Origin of the sequence: Vibrio sp. B183, assembly GCF_000740665.1 — a bacterium.
GTDB classification, from domain to species: Bacteria; Pseudomonadota; Gammaproteobacteria; order Enterobacterales; family Vibrionaceae; genus Vibrio; species Vibrio coralliilyticus.
In genome coordinates, this window is sequence record NZ_JPQB01000007.1 from 142,172 (window position 1) to 160,177 (window position 18,006).

The 18,006-nt window shown below is 44.3% G+C and carries 16 protein-coding genes and 2 tRNA genes; 4 read left to right on the forward strand and 14 right to left on the reverse strand.

Translation table 11 applies throughout. From position 1 onward, the window contains the following. Positions 1-5 precede the first annotated feature (5 nt). The 4 genes from IX95_RS09390 to IX95_RS26510 all read left to right on the forward strand — a co-directional run bounded on the left by IX95_RS09390 (position 6) and on the right by IX95_RS26510 (position 3,316). Positions 6-1,298, forward strand: a complete 1,293-nt coding sequence (locus IX95_RS09390; RefSeq protein ID WP_038159101.1) for a lysine N(6)-hydroxylase/L-ornithine N(5)-oxygenase family protein — start codon at positions 6-8, stop codon at positions 1,296-1,298. Positions 1,299-1,519: 221 nt separating this feature from the next. After that, positions 1,520-2,314: an NPP1 family protein gene (locus tag IX95_RS09395; RefSeq protein WP_051912522.1), complete on the forward strand. Its 795-nt coding sequence runs from the start codon at positions 1,520-1,522 to the stop codon at positions 2,312-2,314. Between the two features lie 171 nt (positions 2,315-2,485). Continuing rightward, the gene (locus tag IX95_RS09400) at positions 2,486-2,956 is read left to right on the forward strand and encodes a DUF2127 domain-containing protein (RefSeq protein WP_006962373.1); all 471 of its coding nucleotides are present in this window, start codon (positions 2,486-2,488) and stop codon (positions 2,954-2,956) included. A gap of 183 nt (positions 2,957-3,139) precedes the next feature. After that, on the forward strand, positions 3,140-3,316 hold the full coding sequence (locus IX95_RS26510) for a hypothetical protein (protein ID WP_019277768.1): 177 nt from the start codon (positions 3,140-3,142) through the stop codon (positions 3,314-3,316). A 70-nt stretch (positions 3,317-3,386) separates the two neighbouring features. Here the strand turns inward: IX95_RS26510 and IX95_RS09405 are convergent. The 14 genes from IX95_RS09405 to IX95_RS09470 form a co-directional block, all read right to left on the reverse strand. Continuing rightward, positions 3,387-3,463: transfer RNA gene (locus tag IX95_RS09405), tRNA-Val, on the reverse strand. A gap of 33 nt (positions 3,464-3,496) precedes the next feature. Beyond that, a tRNA-Val gene (locus IX95_RS09410) sits at positions 3,497-3,573 on the reverse strand. A 158-nt stretch (positions 3,574-3,731) separates the two neighbouring features. Further along, positions 3,732-4,370: a sugar transferase gene (locus tag IX95_RS09415; RefSeq protein ID WP_038159104.1), complete on the reverse strand. Its 639-nt coding sequence runs from the start codon at positions 4,368-4,370 to the stop codon at positions 3,732-3,734. A 13-nt stretch (positions 4,371-4,383) separates the two neighbouring features. Next, the gene (locus IX95_RS09420; protein WP_038159112.1) at positions 4,384-5,568 is read right to left on the reverse strand and encodes a glycosyltransferase family 2 protein; all 1,185 of its coding nucleotides are present in this window, start codon (positions 5,566-5,568) and stop codon (positions 4,384-4,386) included. After that, positions 5,565-6,656: a glycosyltransferase gene (locus IX95_RS09425; RefSeq protein WP_038159114.1), complete on the reverse strand. Its 1,092-nt coding sequence runs from the start codon at positions 6,654-6,656 to the stop codon at positions 5,565-5,567. The genes IX95_RS09420 and IX95_RS09425 overlap by 4 nt, the downstream gene beginning before the upstream one ends. A 118-nt stretch (positions 6,657-6,774) precedes the next feature. Next, positions 6,775-8,211, reverse strand: coding sequence for a GumC family protein (locus tag IX95_RS09430; RefSeq protein WP_006962368.1), 1,437 nt, complete (start codon positions 8,209-8,211; stop codon positions 6,775-6,777). Further along, the gene (locus IX95_RS09435; RefSeq protein WP_038159116.1) at positions 8,208-9,323 is read right to left on the reverse strand and encodes a glycosyltransferase; all 1,116 of its coding nucleotides are present in this window, start codon (positions 9,321-9,323) and stop codon (positions 8,208-8,210) included. Before IX95_RS09435 ends, IX95_RS09430 begins: the two co-directional genes overlap by 4 nt. Beyond that, entirely contained in the window at positions 9,323-10,048 is a 726-nt protein-coding gene (locus IX95_RS09440) for an acyltransferase (RefSeq protein ID WP_038159118.1), read from the reverse strand. The genes IX95_RS09435 and IX95_RS09440 overlap by 1 nt, the downstream gene beginning before the upstream one ends. An 80-nt stretch (positions 10,049-10,128) precedes the next feature. Further along, positions 10,129-11,520: an O-antigen ligase family protein gene (locus IX95_RS09445; RefSeq protein ID WP_038159120.1), complete on the reverse strand. Its 1,392-nt coding sequence runs from the start codon at positions 11,518-11,520 to the stop codon at positions 10,129-10,131. After that, a complete protein-coding gene (locus IX95_RS09450) occupies positions 11,517-12,968 on the reverse strand; it encodes a lipopolysaccharide biosynthesis protein (protein WP_038159121.1) in 1,452 nt (483 codons plus the stop codon). Before IX95_RS09450 ends, IX95_RS09445 begins: the two co-directional genes overlap by 4 nt. A gap of 10 nt (positions 12,969-12,978) precedes the next feature. Beyond that, positions 12,979-14,175, reverse strand: coding sequence for a glycosyltransferase (locus tag IX95_RS09455; RefSeq protein ID WP_038159123.1), 1,197 nt, complete (start codon positions 14,173-14,175; stop codon positions 12,979-12,981). Next, positions 14,168-15,370 (reverse strand): glycosyltransferase, encoded by a 1,203-nt coding sequence (locus IX95_RS09460; RefSeq protein ID WP_038159125.1) that lies wholly within the window; start codon positions 15,368-15,370, stop codon positions 14,168-14,170. The genes IX95_RS09455 and IX95_RS09460 overlap by 8 nt, the downstream gene beginning before the upstream one ends. A 99-nt stretch (positions 15,371-15,469) precedes the next feature. Next, on the reverse strand, positions 15,470-16,537 hold the full coding sequence (locus IX95_RS09465; RefSeq protein ID WP_038159126.1) for a glycosyltransferase family 4 protein: 1,068 nt from the start codon (positions 16,535-16,537) through the stop codon (positions 15,470-15,472). Continuing rightward, positions 16,515-18,002 (reverse strand): sigma-54-dependent transcriptional regulator, encoded by a 1,488-nt coding sequence (locus tag IX95_RS09470; RefSeq protein WP_038159128.1) that lies wholly within the window; start codon positions 18,000-18,002, stop codon positions 16,515-16,517. The genes IX95_RS09465 and IX95_RS09470 overlap by 23 nt, the downstream gene beginning before the upstream one ends. Positions 18,003-18,006 lie beyond the last annotated feature (4 nt).

The window sequence follows — 18,006 nt, forward strand, 5'->3', positions numbered from 1 at the left end:
CAAAAATGACAGACCAGATTAAGGAATATGATGTGCTTGGTGTGGGCTTTGGCCCTGCTAACCTGTCAATTGCAATTGCGTTAGAAGAAACGGCGCAGAACCAAGAATTAAGCTACTGCTTCCTAGAGCAGAAATCTCATTTCGAATGGCATGGTGGCATGTTGCTAGATGGCACTCGAATGCAGATTTCTTGTTTGAAAGATTTGGTGACGCTGCGCAATCCAACCAGCCCTTATTCCTTTGTGAACTACCTACATTCACATGACCGCTTAAGTTCATTCATCAACTTGGGCTCTTTGCACCCTTCACGCGTCGAATTCAATGACTACCTGACTTGGGTTGCAAACCAGTTTGATTCTGTCGTGACTTATGGACAACGCGTTATCGACATCGAACCGATTGAAGTTGATGGCGAAATTACTAAAGTTCGCGTTGTATCAACGGATATCAACGGCAACCAAACAGTACGTATTGCGAAAAACCTATTGATTGGTATGGGTGGTATGCCGAAACTTCCAGAGCTGTTTAACGGCCTGAGTGACGAGAAGGTGATCCATTCCTCGAAATACAAGGTGTGGCGTGAACAGTTTAATGCTGGTACGGAGACACCTAAGATTGCGGTTGTAGGTGCCGGTCAAAGTGCTGCCGAGATCTTCGTTGACCTGACAAACCGTTATGAAGAAGGTGAAGTTCACTTAGTGAACCGTAATTTTGCTCTACACCCAGCAGATGACAGTGCATTCGTTAACGAGATCTTTGACCCTGAGTTCACTGATCACGTATACAAGAGCACCGATGAAGAGCGTAAAACCATCCTTTCTCGCTTCAATGGCACAAACTATTCAGTTGTCGATACCGAAGAGCTTAGCGCGATTTATGAGCGTCTATACCTTCAGCGTGTAACTGGCGAAGGCAAGCATCAACATCTACGTTGCCACGATATTCAAGAAGTAGGGCAGAAAGAAGGTAAGATTGCGCTTCGTTATAATGATCGCATTCATAGCGAGCAAAACTGGCACGATTACGATGCGGTTGTCCTTGCTACTGGCTATCGCTATGACCAGTTCAACCAAATGTTGAACAAACTAGAACCACTAATGTCGGATAAGCAGGTTGAGCGTCATTATCGTCTACCAATGCAGGAATCTTGCAAAGTGAACGTATTCCTTCAAGGTTGCTGTGAATCATCACATGGTCTGAGCGATACTTTGCTTTCTGTTCTAGCAGTACGTTCGAAAGAGATTGTTGACTCACTTTTCGCGAACTTTGAAACAGAAAAAGTCGCAGAAGAAGCTTAAAGCATCAAACAGACTATAGGGCCGTAACATTAAGTGTTACGGCCTTTTTGTTTTTTGGGTTACTTATTGATAATTAAGAGCTTAATGAGCAAAAATATGCTTCATAACTAAGAGGAATCAAAGAGCTGTGAGCGAGCTCTGACGGTTGTTTCTTTATCACGCCTATGTTTGTGCTGGTTGTAAACCACCATTTTAAACACAACGTTGGTCCAGAGGCTTTTATGAAGAAGAAAATAATAACTACCGTTCTACTCAGTGCTCCTATTTCGCTCAATGCAGCAGAGTTCCCAAGATTGGATGAAGCACTACCCAGCTTAATTGATATATCGGCTCAGGTTCCTGTTTTCGATTGGGATGGTGACGGTTGCTATCCCGCTGCGGGTATAAGCCGCAATGGAGAAATGAATCCGGGGTTGAAACCATCAGGTGCGCTCAATGGAAGTTGTAGAGATGCAGGCTTTCTCGATATTTCAAATACCCTTCACCGTTACGCTTGCGTACAGGGAAGTGATGGGCAGGAGTACTGTGCTCAAGCCTATGACACCTATTATGAAAAAGATCAGGCAATTCCAGGGATTGGGTTAGGGGGCCATCGCCATGACTGGGAATCAGTCATCATCTGGACAATTGATGATGTTGTCGCATATGGTTCAGTGAGCTGTCACGGCGATTTGGAAACTAAGCCAAGAGAACAATTACCAATGGAAGGCGAACATCTAAAAGTGGTTTACCACAAGGATAGTATTTTGACTCATTGCATTCGTTTTGCCAAAGACAATGAGGTTGCAGAAAATCACTATGGGCAGTTTGTAACGCCGCCAATAACTTCTTGGTATGAACTGTCAGGTGATAATCTCTCCAATGAAGCTATGCGCAATAAACTCAATAGTTTTGACTACGGAAAAGCGTCAATCAAAGTGAAAGACAGCTCTTTTCTGACTCACATTAATCAGTGGCGACCAGCTGGGTTCCCGCCATTTACCCAGCAAAGTGTCGAAGCGTCCAATCCTTATTAAACGTAGTAAATAGAATGGCCTAATCCGTATTAGGCCATTTCTCTTCTTCTATGCGTGATTCAGCATGTTCGGTCAAATTGAAAAATTGACACAATCTTCATGAAGCAATTAATCAACGTGTTACTTTCGGTTGGGTTATATCTCAACGTATTGCATGAGGAAGTTGAATAGATGCAAGTACAAGCGAAACCAGGGTTAAAGCTGATTGCGATTCTCGAAGCACTAAAAGGGCTGCTGTCATTTGCTGTCGCATTGGGTCTACACCTTTTAGCCGGAAAAGATTTGCAGCAGTGGGCTGAATCTCTGGTGTTGCACGCTCATTTAAACCCAGCTCATCATTTACCGGGTGTGTTCATAGAAGCGATGGGGCGATTTCCGCAAGGCAATGTTCAATGGTTTATGCTGGGTGCATTGGCATACACGATTATTCGATGGGTTGAGGCTTATGGCTTATGGAAAGGACTTCGTTGGACGGAGTGGCTAGCACTGATAGGCTGTGTGATCTACGTGCCTTTCGAAGTGTATGGCCTGATTCATCACCCGGGCATAATTGGAGCTGTGATACTTATCGTTAATCTCTTGATCATTGCCTATATTGCAAGAACGTTACAAGCCAAGCCTGAATTTGCAATAGAAAGTTAGCTTGTGCTGGAAATCATGTTTGTTATGCAAACATGATGATGAGTACAGCAGATACTGTAATAGAGTGTAAAAAGCTGTAAACCCGAGAGTGGTATCGCTGGTTTCGAATCTGAAAATAGCTAGAGTGACTAGTGCAGGGTTATGAACCTGTATGTACAAGGCAGACAACGTCAGGAGGTTGCCATGGATAGATATTGCCCGAACTGTGGAATAGAGATGATCGATAAGAATCATGTTTCCATATGTCCGAGAAACGATATTGGAGAGTGTTCTTATGATGGATATCAGAACACGCTAGAGCAGGCTAGCCAAGAGTACACGATACTCGGTAATGAAAAACGGCTAGAGGAAGCGCATTAGATTAACTCAATCTAATGAGATATCTCCAAAAACAACAAAGCCCGCTTTAAGCGGGCTTTGTTATAAAATTTGGTGGGTCCGGGCGAACTCGAATCGCCGACCCCTACCATGTCAAGGTAGTACTCTAACCAACTGAGCTACGGACCCAAATTTTTGTTCTTAGTGCGTTTAAGCAAGGAGTGGTGGGTCCGGGCGAACTCGAATCGCCGACCCCTACCATGTCAAGGTAGTACTCTAACCAACTGAGCTACGGACCCATTCCTTAAGAACGAGATGGATATTACCGAGACTTTTTGGGTCGTGCAAGAGCAAATTATTGGTTTTTAAACTGTTTGCTTCACAACTAATCGAATTGGCGTTTTTTTATACCAAAATAGAAAAGGAGAGCGTGATTGCTCTCCTCTAAATGATTGATTTATCGTCCTCGCCCGTCGACCATGACGATGAGTGTTTTGGTAATGATGCTGATATCCATCAGAATCCAAGACTTTAGCGAACGCAGTGATAAGGCATAACTATGGTCAAAGCCGACTTTTCTGCGAACGTCATCGATACAGGTGTCATAGCCTTGATTAACTTGCGCTAACCCTGTGATGCCTGGCATTACTCCATAGGTACGGTCAGCAAAGTAAGGGATGGCCGTTTCTAGCTTGTTATAAAAGCTAGGGCGTTCAGGGCGTGGGCCAATCAATGACATATCGCCTTGGATGACATTAAACAGCTGCGGGATCTCATCTAGGCGTGTCTTTCTCAGGAAACGACCGACTGGAGTAATTCTTGGGTCGTTCTCTGTCGCCCAGACTGCACCTGTACGCGTTTCTGCATCGACATACATGGTACGAAACTTAATGATTTCAAAGAACATCATTTGTTCTGGTGTCGATTTGCCCACACGCAGCTGCTTATAGAAAATGGGTCCTTTGGAGTCGAGTTTTATGGCTAGGGCAATCGCGGGCAAGATGGGTGACAGCATCAAAAGTCCGATTACAGCGCATAGAAAATCGAAGATACGTTTTGCTAACCAGATTGAATATAAAGAAGATACGTTGCTCATAAGATGCTCCTTATCATTGAATTCTTGTCCAACGAGTGGCTTCGAAACCGAACAAATAGCGTAAGCCACCAATTAGGTTGGCAAAGTGTCCTGCTACTATGTATGTGATTAACTGACAGTATTTATGACTAAATATGTGTGGGAACACATGCCCCAGAATCGCAATTGAGTAAACAGCGAGCTGTGCAATGCTCCCGATGAAAAATATTGGATGGTGAATAAGTACTACAGAAAGCGCCAGACACAGAATCATGAGGTATGGTGTTATTAGTCTTAAACCTTTGCCTGAAAAGAAAGCAAAAGCGACGCCTTTGTATCGTGGCAAAAACAATTCCGCCAATTGCAGGGCTTGCTGCATGTTGCCAGCAGAAATTCTGAGTCGACGTTTAAAATCGTTGTCGGTGTTGGTTGCTTCAAGCTCTAATGCAATCATGTCCTTGTCGTAGTCCACTCGATATCCCTTACGAATAATCTCCATTGGAATGATGAAATCGTCGTTGATAACGTTTTGCTTGAGCGGTTCAAACAAGTGAGTTCTGAACAAATAGAAAGCCCCATGAGCGCCAAGTGTGCTACCCAAACTCGCCTCATGCAGTTTCATTCTGCTTTGGTATTGCCAGTATTTGCTTTCACCTTCACTGCCACTAGAAAGTAATTGGTAATGTCCGTTAACAGCACCTACAGTTTTATCTTTGAAGTGTTGGTTGGCGACCAGCAGGGCATCGACAGAAATCAGAGCTGACACATCGCTCAATGCTGTAATGTCACTTGATATCGTTAGCATCTGCTCATTCACTAGTGCAACCTTTCCGCGGTTCTCTTCAAATACTCGAATTTCAAAATGTGTATCACAGCAAATGGCTTCTTGAATCGTGTTCTGAGCCACTTGAGCAGTATTGTCGGTACAACCATCACAAGCGACGATGACGTTATAATGTTCTTTCGGGTAATCCAGACAGGCTAAGTTGCGAATTTTGTCTGCGATCCACTGTTCTTCGTTATATGCAGGGATAAGAATGGTGATGTCAGCACATTGTCTATCTGAACGAGCGATCTTGTAACCACGTTCGATTGGCTTTACTTCTTCCACTGGGTGGCGCTTAGAATACCAAGCAAGCACAAGAGGGTAGCCGACATGGTGATAGACGATGAGCCCAGCACAGATTGTGAAGAAAATTCCAATGGTCAGATCAATCATGCGTATTCCTCCTGTGTTATTGCGCTATAGGCATCCACCATTTTTCGAATGTCGTTATTGTTGACAACAAACTGGCGTGGTGAGGATTGAGGGGACTCAAGCAACATTTGGGATAGCTTTAAAGCAAGCTCACTACTATTTTCTGCTTCCGCGAGCTGACTTGTTATAGGACATAACGTTTCATTGGTACCACCAACGTTTGTCGCGACTGTAGGAACGCCACACGCTTGCGCTTCCAGTGGAGCAAGGGGGAAACCCTCGCATCTTGATGGCATGCAAAATACATCGAGAGCACGATAAAAGGTTGGCATGTCCTCAACTAAATCGAGAAACCGTACTTGATGAGAGATAGATAAGTCTTCAGCCAGTCGTGTTAATGCGTCCTTTTGGCTTCCTATGCCTGCAATAGCGAGAGTCACATTGCTATTAATGAGAGGGAGTGCCTTGAGAAGGATATCGTGACCTTTTACTTTTTCGAGGCGTCCAGCGGAGCCTATGATTTTTCCATGCGCAGGTAGGCCAAGCTCAAAGCGTGCCTGTGCCTGAGATCCCGGCTTGAATCTTTCACAGTCTATGCCGTTTTTTATTACAGTGATATTGGCATAGTTGAGTTTCTCATCTAATTGCTCTTTAACTAGCCCAGCATCTGCCACCAGATTAGGACGGGATAGCTTTAAAGCAAGGCTTTGCAACAGAAGATGTTTTTGATTGTTAAGATGCCAAGCGTCGTGTTCTGTGTGGACTATGTGTTGAACACCTGCCAATTTAGCTGCAGTCGCTCCATAAATTAGAGGCCCAATGTGGTGAGTGTGAACGACTCTAGGTTTAATTTGTTTGAATAGTTTACGCAGTTTAGATATCGCCTCAAAATCAAAACCGGGCTTCTTGGTTAGAAAGATAAGTTTATCTTCAACGTTCTTTAAGCTAGGCCAGTTTGCCAATGTTTCGCAGCGACTTCCTTCGAGACTGATCAGGAAAACGTTATCGTCTGGTTTAGCAAACTTGAGCATGTTGATGGCTAATGTTTCTAATCCACCTGGTGCCAAATGCTGAACAACATGTATGGTTGTTTTCGGTTGACTGGTCATGCGATTTCCTTGGTGTTCGATGGTTTAAATTAGAAATAGCATAACCTGTGCCAAAAAAAAGTCCCTATATAACAGTGTGTTAAGTTTTCATGTGTGAGGTGTTTTATTTTGAGATTCTTTATGATTGAAACGGTTTTATTTTAGGAATTGCAGTGATCACCTGTTTGCCTGTTAGAGACTGCAACTCACTCGCGCTTCGAACCGAAGTATCAAAAAGCTCAATGAGCGTAGCGATACCACAGCCTAGGCCAATACCTGCGACGAACCCTGCGATAATAAATATGACTATGGGTAGGTTAGCTGGTGAACTTGGCGTATAAGGTAAATCAATGATCTTGACTCGCTTGTTTTGCTCAAAGATACCTAATGAGCCTGTAAGTTGAGCCATCTCATACCTTTGAATCAACTCATCGTAGAGTTGTCTTTTGATTTGAACATCTCTCTGCAACTGGAACATGTCTTTTGCGTTGTCGCCGAAGCGGTTCGCTTGTTGCTCAAGATCTTCAATCATTTTACGCAAGCTTTTGGTTTCTTCACTCAGGGATTCAAACCTTCCCCGCACTAGCTGAAGGCTGTGTAACTGGGTAACGAGCAAAGGTTGAATTTGGCTGATGTCAGACAAAGTGTTGCTACTCGCGATATCCCAAAGTTGGTCGCTGCTGATATTTGGCTGCTCAACTTTAAGAAGTTCCGAACGTTCGTTTTCAAGTCGACGAAGTTCCCGCTGTTTGCCGAGTACAGCGCTATGACTATCAGTATATTTAGCTCTTAGTAAAGTTAGCTCACTGCGAATTTCTATGATTTGATCTTCAATTTTACCAACGACGGGGTTGGTTTTAGACAGTTGCTGATCGAGTGAGCCCAGACTCCGCTCAACCCCAGCAAGTTCCGCCTCTTTCTCGGCTAAGTTTTGCTTCAGGCTAGCAAGCCTCGCAAGACTCTGACTTTGCATTTCAGGCGTAACGGAGGCGTTTTTGTTCTTAAAATCGGCAAGTGCTGTTTCTGCTAAGTCGAGATCTTCTCTTCGCTTATCAATATGCATGGTGAGAAACTCACTTGAATCTTTGATTGAAGAGCGTTCTGGGGCCAGCATTTGCTCTATAAAGTGCTCGCTGACAGATTCTAATAGTTCTTTCATGCCTTGAGGTTGAGTAGAAGAAAGCTGAATTTTAAGGAAATCCTTTCCAGGCTGAGTAACCGTTAAGCTTGCTGCGAGCTCTGCGATGACTTGATCCACTTGAAAAGGGGACATTGAATCGTCAATCAGTCCACGCTCTTTGGCAACGGATCTTAAAATATGTCGACTCTTGAGCAATGTACTCAGAGCTGCCAAACGCTCCTTGAGCATGGTTGAAACTGCGATATCTTCCAGAAACGGGTTCATTTTTGCAGTTTCCTGAATCAGCATACTGGTATGGGAGACGTATTTCTCCGGAGCCATTTTCCCGACGAAGTATCCAGCAAAAGGCATGATCAGCATTGGTAGAACAATTACGTACCTCTGCCTCCAAGCTGCATTAAGGATAATTATAAAGCGCAGTTTCAGTTCATTCATAGTGACTCCAGAAGCTGATTGACAACTCGACTTCGAGCATCCCAGCTGTCGCGACGAACAATCTCGGTATCAGTGTTTTCTATACTGAGAACCTGATTGAGTGATTGGCTAAACTGTCTCGCATCGTTGGCAATACTGACGTGTGATCGATAAGGAGCAAGTGCTGGAAACGGCGTTGTAACAACAGGTGTTCCGGCTGCTAGATACTCCATCAGTTTTAAAGGGCTACAGGCTTGAATCTGATCATTGAACAAGAAAGGCAGCATGCTCGCATCCCAGTGTTGACTGTATCGAGGCAACTCTCGGTGTGGTTTGGGGCCTAAGTAAAATACATTTGGAAAATTCGGCAAAGGATTATGATCTAGTTCCAATGGCCCGATAAAAACGAAGTTCCAGTGAGGATTATCCAAACAGACTTGAGCTATCAATTTATAGTCCAGCCATTGGGATATGCTGCCGTAAAAACCAGCAATAGGCTTACCGTCTAAGGGAAGGTCTCGAGCACGGCTTATTGAGGTGTTAAACAATTCATAGTCTACGCCATGAGGGATGTGCGCGGTTTTTAATCCGTCAAACTTTTTGCAGATTTCCTCGCTTGCACCCAAGATAAGGTGAGCTTTTTCAGCTAGCTTTCTCTCATGATTACTCACTGTTTCATGATCAACACCAGCAAGCGAGTTGAAATCGTCTCCACAGTAATAAACAACCGCAGCTTCATCTAGGTTGCCACATAAATCCGCAGCAGTCGGAAGAGAAGTCCACAAAATCGGTTTTGTTAGCCCCAGCTTTTCGATGATGGGCTTGAGTTGAGCTAATAGCATGGACTTTGCTATTTCCCTTGCCCACGAAGATTTTGGAGCAGGGATAGTTTTTAAGTTTACGACAGTGATATTTGTACTCAGTTGCTCATTCTTCGACGAGTAGCCTTTTTTGCTTTGGCCTAGTAGTTTGGCGAAAGCACGAGCAAAATCTTTTTTATTAAGCTTAGGCTGACGTAGGCCGATTGAGTTAACCCAAAGCACTTTTCTATTCGCAGCTAGTCGAGAAACGATGTGTTGTGTACTTGAAGGTAAGCCTCCAAAGTCTTCGCCAAATACGATGAGATCACGCATTATTCCATCTCCTTACTCGTTAGTTTACGAACTACTTTGGCGGGGTTGCCAGCTGCAACAACATAGGAAGGAAGGCTTTTCGTTACGACACTGCCAGCTCCTACAATGGTACCTTGACCGATAGTGACGTTCGGGCAGACGGTAACATTTGTACCTAACCAAACGTCTCTTTCTAAGGTGATGTTGCCAATGTCTCTTTCACTATCGCCAGCCCCCAAGGCTCTTTTCCCCGCGTGTAAAGAATGGCCAGAATAACCAAAGAGAAACGCTCTACCGGCCATTCTTACGTTGTCGCCAATAACAATGCGTTTACCAACCGCTATTGTAGTTTGCCATCCGATGTCGACGTTATTGCCAACGATAAGCTCTGTTTCTAATGATTGGGTGCGACCGCTGAATGTGCTTTGTCCTGAGATTCTACAGTCGTCTCCCAAATAAATTTTAAGGGGGCCGGTTACGAGTGGTACACCACCAAATAGATAAAGTCGTTTGCCAAATTGAGTGAGGCGGCCTTTAAAGGCTGGCGTGTGAATCAGAATTCTAACCATATTGGCAAAGAGGGCTTTGCTTCCGTTGTACAGAAAAGCAGTTGTTTTATTGAAGACACTTGGAGTTGGAAGGTCGCAAGCGCGAATGTTTTTCAAAATGACAAACAATTTGCGATAAACAGGGTTCGGGTTCTCTTTTAGCCAAATCTTGACCTCGTTAATGTGTGTAGCCAGCATAAGCGCCTCCGCATTTTTATATTTCAATAGGAGGTGTTACACGTAACGTGCCAAAAATTAAACTTATTAAAAACAATTGGTTATGTATCAATCTTGTCGCTTATCTGCGTATTCTCATTTTGAGAATGGTTTTGAACAATACGATTCAGGGCGATACATAGAGCGGCAAGGATATAAATAGGCCAGGTAAAGCCTTGAGTGAGGAATGTGCCCGACACGATTGTCCCCATAATGCCAGCGTATACTGCCGCGGCTGTTGCATGAAGGTAAGGAGAGTAATTATCTGGCACTGCATCTAGAAGTGACAGCGTTTGTCTGCTGGTTTTGACCAGTGAGTAGATACACCCAATGAATACTAACAGGCCAAGGAAACCTGTTTCTGCAAGCACACCAAACCAGGTCGAATGTACGGCATGGTTTAGTCCATCCCAGTGAGGGCTATAGAAAAAGTAATTGGCGTAGAAGTTGTTCAGTCCAACGCCTGTTAAAGGATTGGCCACAGCCATACCAAAAGCCGCTTCCCAAGCATAGATCCGGCCCATCGCCGAAGCATCAATGCCTTCTTCAGCGGCGCCTCCTGACTGTCTGTCAGAAATCCCCGCTGCTGCAAACAGAACAAGTAAACCAATAGTTCCAATCAACGCGAGTAGAAATTTGGAACGTATAATACGCAAGCCGAATATTCCGAATACCGCCATTGATCCGAGTAATCCACCTCGGCTTTGGGTTGCGATAACAGCACTCAACGCCAATATCGTAGCGACTAAACCTAGAAGTCGAACGCTGCCAAGATTTTTTGTGGTCATCAAACTGATGGCAAAGGCAAGGGGGAACATAAGCACTAGTGACAAATCATTTGGGTCACCCAAAACTGAACCAAGTTGACGGCCAATGGTGACACGTGTTCCTTCTACGAGGCCAATGCCATTAATGGAGTTGGATAGGGCTACAAATGCAATCAGACTTCCTGCTAATACGATTAGAATACTAATGCGTTTGACATTTTGAACGCTATTTACGAGCCATGCGATTGCCAGAGTCATGACGATGATCTTCCAATAGATCGACTTGAAGTAGGTAATAGCTAAACCGGGATTGGATGATAATACGGCTCCAACAAGCACCAACAGCCAAAACACTGCGAACCAAGTCAGGCTCTGATGCCAGAACATCTGAAGATTCTTGCTGATTAAACTATGCCACAACAGAGCACTTAAGGCTCCGACTGAAAGTAACAAAGGGATTTTTAGCGAGTAAAGAGCAGGGATGGCTTCGTGAATTCTGAAAAATGAAAACAAGACAAATAAGCTGACCAACCAAAAAGTTTGGTTTAGCACGAAAAGTATCCCAAGAGGCATCATGCTAAGCACAACTGCAACAGCAGGATGAGGGACGAGCTTCCAAACCAGTGCAATGAAGATACACACTCCAGAGGTAATGACGGCCGGATAAAGCTTATCTGCATGCATCATAGCGTACGCTCCACATGATTATGACGATGAGCTTTTTGGACAGAACTTGCAGAAAGTGAAATAAATCTTAGTTTGTGCAGCAATGCGATTAGCGCCATAGGTTGCAATACAAGCATTACCCCAGCCGTTTCTAATGAATGATTGAACCACCCACTGATCGTGAATAGTGAACTAATAAGGACAAACGCCAACAATGCGCCATACCGATAGGGAATATGGCATAGTGACTGGCTTAGGCGGTATATCAAAGTAAGGCGAATAAATTGGCCCATACACAGGCTGAGTAAGATAGCTGTTACGCCTGTTTCTTTAGTCAGCCAAGCACTGACGAGTGCCACTGTTGTCGCAACAATATTGATAATAAAAAGCTTGCTTGTCTGTTTTGCATACAACACACCGATATTGAGCATTTCTACCATTTCTTTGAGCAACATTATTACGATACACAGAACAACAAGCTGACCTGCAGATTGGTAGTCCGTGGGTAGCGCAAGGCTGATAAAACATTGGCTCATCCACATAACAATGACACCCAGGAAGCACAAAGCGATAATGCCGTGTTGAGTGTTAAGCGCGACTTTTTCTTTGCCGAGAGTTTCAAGTACTTCAAAGCGCTTTGGCATCCACCACATATGGAAAGGTTGAATCAGAATCCCCAACGCAAGGGCAAATTTGGCCGCAACTGCATAGATACCTAAGGTTTCTAATGTGTGCGCTTCGGCAATGATCCATCGCTCTGCGCCAGAAAGTCCAAACGCAACTGCGGCTGATAGCATCAAAGGGAACGAGTATTGGACGTAGCGTTTGTAGTGAACAAGTGTAGGCAGTTTGAAAGAAAGCTTGTTGTGGAAATGGAGATAAGTTACCTGGAGTACAGCACACAGAACGCCAACGCTAAATAATAAAGTAACATCTGGATTGTTGGTGAGTATCAAAATGACCAGAGAGACCTGAATGAGCAAAGTAACAAAACTGATTTTGAAAAAAGTTACCGCCTTGTTGTTTAGTCTTAACCAAGCTAAGCAGATTGCGAGAGGGGCCTCAACTATTACTACGATCGTTATCAGTGCCATTTGTTCAGTGTTGATAGTTAACGCTGCATGAGACACGGCAAAATAACCTGCGAATAATACCCCTGCGAGTAGCAAGGATGTCGAAAAAGAACTGGAGTACAATTCGCATACTCGAGCAAAGCGAGTTGATGCATCCTTTATCGTACCAATGAAGCGATAAAGATTTTCGTGCATTGCTAAACCGACCATCAGGCTGAAAAAAACAGTGGTGATAGAAAGTAATTCAAGGTGGCCAAACTGTGATGGTGTTAAGTAACTTGCCATGAAGGGGAGCATGAGTAGTGATGTCCCTTTCATCATAAGCAGGCTCAGAGCATAGAGCGCCATACTGGTGACGTTGTCTTGTTTAAACCACTGCAATATTCTATGTCGCATAACATGTTCCTTAGTGGCTCTGAGGTTTAGGCTCACGAGATAGCTTCAGATACGGATTAGGGTCTATGGTTTTAACAAAGTCTAAGTAGCGCTGTTCTGCTCTATACTCTTCAGCAATCATCATTCCATTATCAATACAGCGTTTGAAGTTGGTGCGATCTTTAACGGCATATAATAGGGCATCACACAACGAGTTAGCATCATCAGGTAAATATTTGATGCAGTTGAGATTGTGTGTCAGGCGTTTATCCCAGTAAGAACCATCTTGAGGGATAACGACACACATCCCCGCAGCTAAGGCTTCTAAAATGGACAAACCAAACGGTTCTTTGTGGCTGGTGGAAACAAAGATGTTGGATTGGCTTCTAATCGTGTCTAATTCTTGCGGGTCTTGGTACCAATTCGTGTATTTAATTACAACAGGCGCGGTACTTGTCGGAATGGCTGTATCAACGGGCCTGATGTAACAGATGTTAGATGCGATTGGTTTGATATGTGCAGCATGTTTAAGTGCCTCGACAAACAAGTCCAGTCCTTTCCATTTTAATAAAGATGCAGCCCAAAAGCAGACGGGGAAATCTGTTTGGCAACGTGTTGGCCATCTGTCCTCGGGTAAACCGTTAACGAAGGTATGGTATTTGCGAGACGTCAAATACATCTCCACAAGGGAACCTGAGTCTTCTATGGATGTTTTGCGCTCCAGATATGTTCTCAGCGCGACAGAAATACTTGGTCTGCAGGAGGGCAGATAAAACACTTTGTCAGCAACAGTTAAGCAGTAACCGATAGACCTTGAATTTCCAACGTGTCCATGAATAAACTGAACTAATTCAATGTTTTTTAATAACTTTACAATGTAAAGTGGCATGTCCATACCTGGCCCAGATGCGCCGATAGCTCTGTCAATGCTCTTGTACTTGATCAAGAAAAATAGAAGGCATAAGGCGGTATGACACTGGCTTAGCCAATATAGGAGGCCGTAATGCTGCTTAGCCAATGGTTTTATAAGAGGCAATGCAACTATATCTACTGAGTGTGATGCTGTAAGCTTACAGCTCTTCCAGAATTCCACATCAGCTGTGGCGATAACAAAGTGGTTGATATCGGCTCGACACAAACTTAACGCTTCGACAGTGGCGATTTTTGATCCGCCTTTGAATGTTATTGGATCGAAGACCAATGTTTTTGTCACGTTTGAATTAACCATGCTGACCTCCCATAGCAATGCGCTTTGCCAAATAGGTTTTTAGCGGGATAAATGTGCGCCAGAAAGAGACTGAAGGTTGGTGGGATACCATAATTTTCTTGTAAACACCGATGATACGATGGCTTGATAGCGAAACATTGAATTTGGTTCCGATGTGTTCACTGGCATTACTGGCGAGTTGTCGCCCAAAGTCAGGGTTGTCGACTAATACTCTCATGGCCTTGCTTAATGGGCCCACACCACTGTTGGGGTAGAGAATACCGGTTTCACCATGTTGAACAAACTCTGGGATACCGCCTTCAAAGGGTGCTACAACTGGAATCTTGGCGACAGCGGCTTCAGCAATAACGAGTCCAAAAGCTTCGCTTCTAGCACCGCTTACAAAGGCATCACAGCCTTTCAACCAACCTACTGCATTGTTTTGTTCACCGACAAAGTGAACCCTGTTTTCCAAATACAATTTCTTGGCGTGTTTCTCTAGCTCGTTTCTGAGTGGACCGTCGCCAATGACTAAAAGGTGTGTATTCGGATATTCAAAGTTCAAATGTCTTAACGCTACGATAAGCCGATCGATACCTTTGCGGTGAATTAGAGAACCGACTGTCGCATAAAGGAAGTCGTCGTCGTTAATGCCGAGTACTTTTTTTGTTTCGACAGTCTGTTGCTCGTTGAGTTTAGAAACATGCAATCCGTTATGAATGACTGACAAATGCTCACGTGGGTACCCCTCAGATTTGAGCTGGCTGGCAACATATTCACTGACAGAGATGATGTGTGGGGATAAATGCAGGCCTAGTGTTAATCGGTCTCTTGCAGGATAGGGGCTGTGTAGCTGAGTCACCATTGGAACCTGTTTAATTCGGGCTGCGAGTACCATCCATTGACATGGAGCTCCACTGTTGACATGAACGACGTCAATGCTTTCTCTTTGGAGGATTTTACAAGCTTTACGGACCAGATAGCCCCAACCTAGAAAATCGAATCTGGGGGCGAGCCATCCAAGTAGGAGAGGGAATGCATCGGCTTCGGATGAGATGTTGTTACGCAAGGCATAACGGTGCAAAGAAGAGTTATTGGTCCATAGATGTACAGAGAATCCCTGGTCAGAGCACTGTTCCATTAGGTCAATGAGGCACTGCTCGCTTCCGCGAATCCAGTCATTTCCGTAGTGAACAAACAGTATTTTTTTCTTCATTGTTATTCCCCTTTGCCATTTATACGAGGAACAACGCAATTGAGATGCCAAGATTTAAGGCTGGCTAACTTTATGAAAAGTAGACAAAAAAAATATTAACTATTTTACGAGAGTGTTTTTCTCAATATGAGAATCAGATTGACGACCAGATTTTTTGTAGAGTTGTAGCAATTTAGGAATGACTGCAGAAGAGGAAAATTGTTCTCGAACTGTGCAAATCGCTTGCTGAGATATCTTTTGTCTTTCGTCGTCTGTTAACTGTTCTAAAGTTCGTAAAACATCAGCAATCTGAGCAGCCGTATCGACCAAATATCCATTCTGACCACTGGTAATCAGTTTAGGAAGATCTCCAACCTTTAACGCGATGACAATACACCCTCTGGACATGGCTTCAAGCGCCGCCATAGGCAAACCTTCAAATCGAGAGCAAATGATAAGTACGCCTATGTGTCCCCAAACCAAATCCATGTTGCTTTGATGACCATGGAGTTGAACATTTTGCGGCGCTAATTGAGAAATCTCTGCTTCTAACGGACCTGAGCCATAGATGTGAAAGGATAAATCTGGGCGGCTTTTAGCGCATCGAATGAACCTGTCCGGTCCTTTTTCATGGCTTAGGCGACCAACAAAGGCGATCTGCTCTCCTGTGCTTACACTGGCTTTTGAATCATCAATGAAATTATTCAACCTAAGGGTGGTAGCAGGGATCTTTTGGCTCACTTTCTCACTGACGGCAATTGAGAGCGTAGAAATAAGCGCCGTGTAGCGGTCGATAAAATCATAAGCCCAGACTTTACCTGTTGGTGTTTCGCCAGCGTGATAGGTGGTTATTTGTTTGGCTCCAGTCAAAACACGTGCACATTTAGACAGCAGACTAGCTTTGTACCCATGAGCATGGATAAGAGTTGTTGGTGAATGTTTAATTTTTTGGATAAGTGCGAACAAAGGTTGAGTGGCCAGGTCAGATAAGTACTGGTAAGGGATCGCTTCTTTTTCTAGTTTTTCTACGAGGGGAGAACGCTGTTGATACCGTTTTACCAGCAACACCTCAACACTTGTGTTGTGATGCTTGAGCCCTTTAGCGAGCTCAAGCACGTAGGTTTCAATGCCGCCAAACGTCAGGCTATCGATGACTAGCCAAACATCAATCCGCGTATTGCTGCTCATCTTCTTCGGCTTCCCAAGCCTGTTTTTTACGATAAACGGTTGATGGGCTCAACTCGAGTAATACCGCTGCGTTGAGGACATTACCATCACAAAAATCAATGGCTTGCTGAATGGTTTCTCTCTCTACCTGCCACATTGGACGTATTGTTACCGGCGTAGAACTTTGTGTGTTAACACTCTCAATCACTGGAGTTGATGCTTGTAATGCCGCATCCGCCGCTTCTACTGGTGACGCTTGCGCAGGAGCTTCATAGCGGATTGCTGCTTGGGCTGCTCTGGGCTTAGCCGATTTATTACTTTTTGAAATCTGATCAGGCAGGTGAGCGACAGAGAGCTTTGATTCGTCGTTGAGAACAACTATATTGCGAATGACATTTTGCAGCTGTCTCACATTACCGGGCCAGGAGTAGTGCTTGAGCAAAGATTCAGCGTCTCGGTTGATACCATTGAACTTCTTACCGTCTTCTTTAGCGAACAGCTTAAGGAAATGAGTCGCTAGCGTTGCGATGTCATTCCCACGCTCTCTCAAAGGAGGCATCTCAATCGGCACAACATGAACACGGTAATACAAGTCTTCTCGGAATCGGCCTTCTTCAACTTCTAGCAATGGGTCACGGTTGGTGGCGCAGATTATCCGTACATCGACCTTCATTTCTTTCGAACCCCCAAGTGGGGTGAAAGTACCTGTCTGCAGGAAACGTAGCAGTTTCTTCTGCATTTCCAGCTCCATCTCACATAGTTCATCAAGGAAGAGCGTTCCTCCATGAGCTAAAGATGCCGCGCCTTTTCTGTCCGTAGTCGCTCCTGTGAATGCACCTTTAACATGGCCAAAAATTTCGCTTTCCATAAGATCTTTAGGAATAGCACCACAGTTGATGGCGATAAAAGGTTTATCGTTTCGTTTACTTTCTTTGTGAATTGCTTCTGCGCACACTTCTTTACCGGTGCCGCTTTCTCCAATGATGAAGACACTCGCTGTTGTTGGTGCAACAGAGTCGATGATTTTGTATACGCCCTGCATAGGTAGACAAGAGCCGATGAATCCATGGAAGCGATTTCTGTCGAATTTCGCTTCGATATCTTCGACTAAGTGTTCGAGTTTAGCTTGCTGTAAGTGGAGATTTATCGACGTTTTGAGTCGGTCTGCTTGAATCGGCTTTTCGAGAAAGTCTTTAGCCCCTTTCTGGAGTAAGCTGACCGCGATATCCACGGAACCGTGTGCGGTTGCAACGACGACCGAGGTTGGTACTTGATTCTCGTTGATCCAGTCAAGGATATCTTCGCCGTTCATGTCCGGAAGCTTGAGATCTAAAATCACAAGTTGTGGTACGTTTCGTTCTATGAATGCTTTGGCATCACGACCTGTTTCAACATGAAACAGGTCAAACGCTTCATCTTTTACGTACTGTTTGTAAAGGACTGCCAGAGATGTGGAGTCTTCAATCAGTAGTACTTTTGCTCTCATGTGA

What these genes read in the sequence shown, in the direction of transcription:
- IX95_RS09390 (WP_038159101.1), top strand. Translation starts at nt 6, where the DNA reads ATGACAGACCAGATTAAGGAATATGATGTGCTTGGTGTGGGCTTTGGC.
- IX95_RS09395 (WP_051912522.1), top strand. Translation starts at nt 1,520, where the DNA reads ATGAAGAAGAAAATAATAACTACCGTTCTACTCAGTGCTCCTATTTCG.
- IX95_RS09400 (WP_006962373.1), top strand. Translation starts at nt 2,486, where the DNA reads ATGCAAGTACAAGCGAAACCAGGGTTAAAGCTGATTGCGATTCTCGAA.
- IX95_RS26510 (WP_019277768.1), top strand. Translation starts at nt 3,140, where the DNA reads ATGGATAGATATTGCCCGAACTGTGGAATAGAGATGATCGATAAGAAT.
- IX95_RS09415 (WP_038159104.1), bottom strand. Translation starts at nt 4,370, where the DNA reads ATGAGCAACGTATCTTCTTTATATTCAATCTGGTTAGCAAAACGTATC.
- IX95_RS09420 (WP_038159112.1), bottom strand. Translation starts at nt 5,568, where the DNA reads ATGATTGATCTGACCATTGGAATTTTCTTCACAATCTGTGCTGGGCTC.
- IX95_RS09425 (WP_038159114.1), bottom strand. Translation starts at nt 6,656, where the DNA reads ATGACCAGTCAACCGAAAACAACCATACATGTTGTTCAGCATTTGGCA.
- IX95_RS09430 (WP_006962368.1), bottom strand. Translation starts at nt 8,211, where the DNA reads ATGAATGAACTGAAACTGCGCTTTATAATTATCCTTAATGCAGCTTGG.
- IX95_RS09435 (WP_038159116.1), bottom strand. Translation starts at nt 9,323, where the DNA reads ATGCGTGATCTCATCGTATTTGGCGAAGACTTTGGAGGCTTACCTTCA.
- IX95_RS09440 (WP_038159118.1), bottom strand. Translation starts at nt 10,048, where the DNA reads ATGCTGGCTACACACATTAACGAGGTCAAGATTTGGCTAAAAGAGAAC.
- IX95_RS09445 (WP_038159120.1), bottom strand. Translation starts at nt 11,520, where the DNA reads ATGATGCATGCAGATAAGCTTTATCCGGCCGTCATTACCTCTGGAGTG.
- IX95_RS09450 (WP_038159121.1), bottom strand. Translation starts at nt 12,968, where the DNA reads ATGCGACATAGAATATTGCAGTGGTTTAAACAAGACAACGTCACCAGT.
- IX95_RS09455 (WP_038159123.1), bottom strand. Translation starts at nt 14,175, where the DNA reads ATGGTTAATTCAAACGTGACAAAAACATTGGTCTTCGATCCAATAACA.
- IX95_RS09460 (WP_038159125.1), bottom strand. Translation starts at nt 15,370, where the DNA reads ATGAAGAAAAAAATACTGTTTGTTCACTACGGAAATGACTGGATTCGC.
- IX95_RS09465 (WP_038159126.1), bottom strand. Translation starts at nt 16,537, where the DNA reads ATGAGCAGCAATACGCGGATTGATGTTTGGCTAGTCATCGATAGCCTG.
- IX95_RS09470 (WP_038159128.1), bottom strand. Translation starts at nt 18,002, where the DNA reads ATGAGAGCAAAAGTACTACTGATTGAAGACTCCACATCTCTGGCAGTC.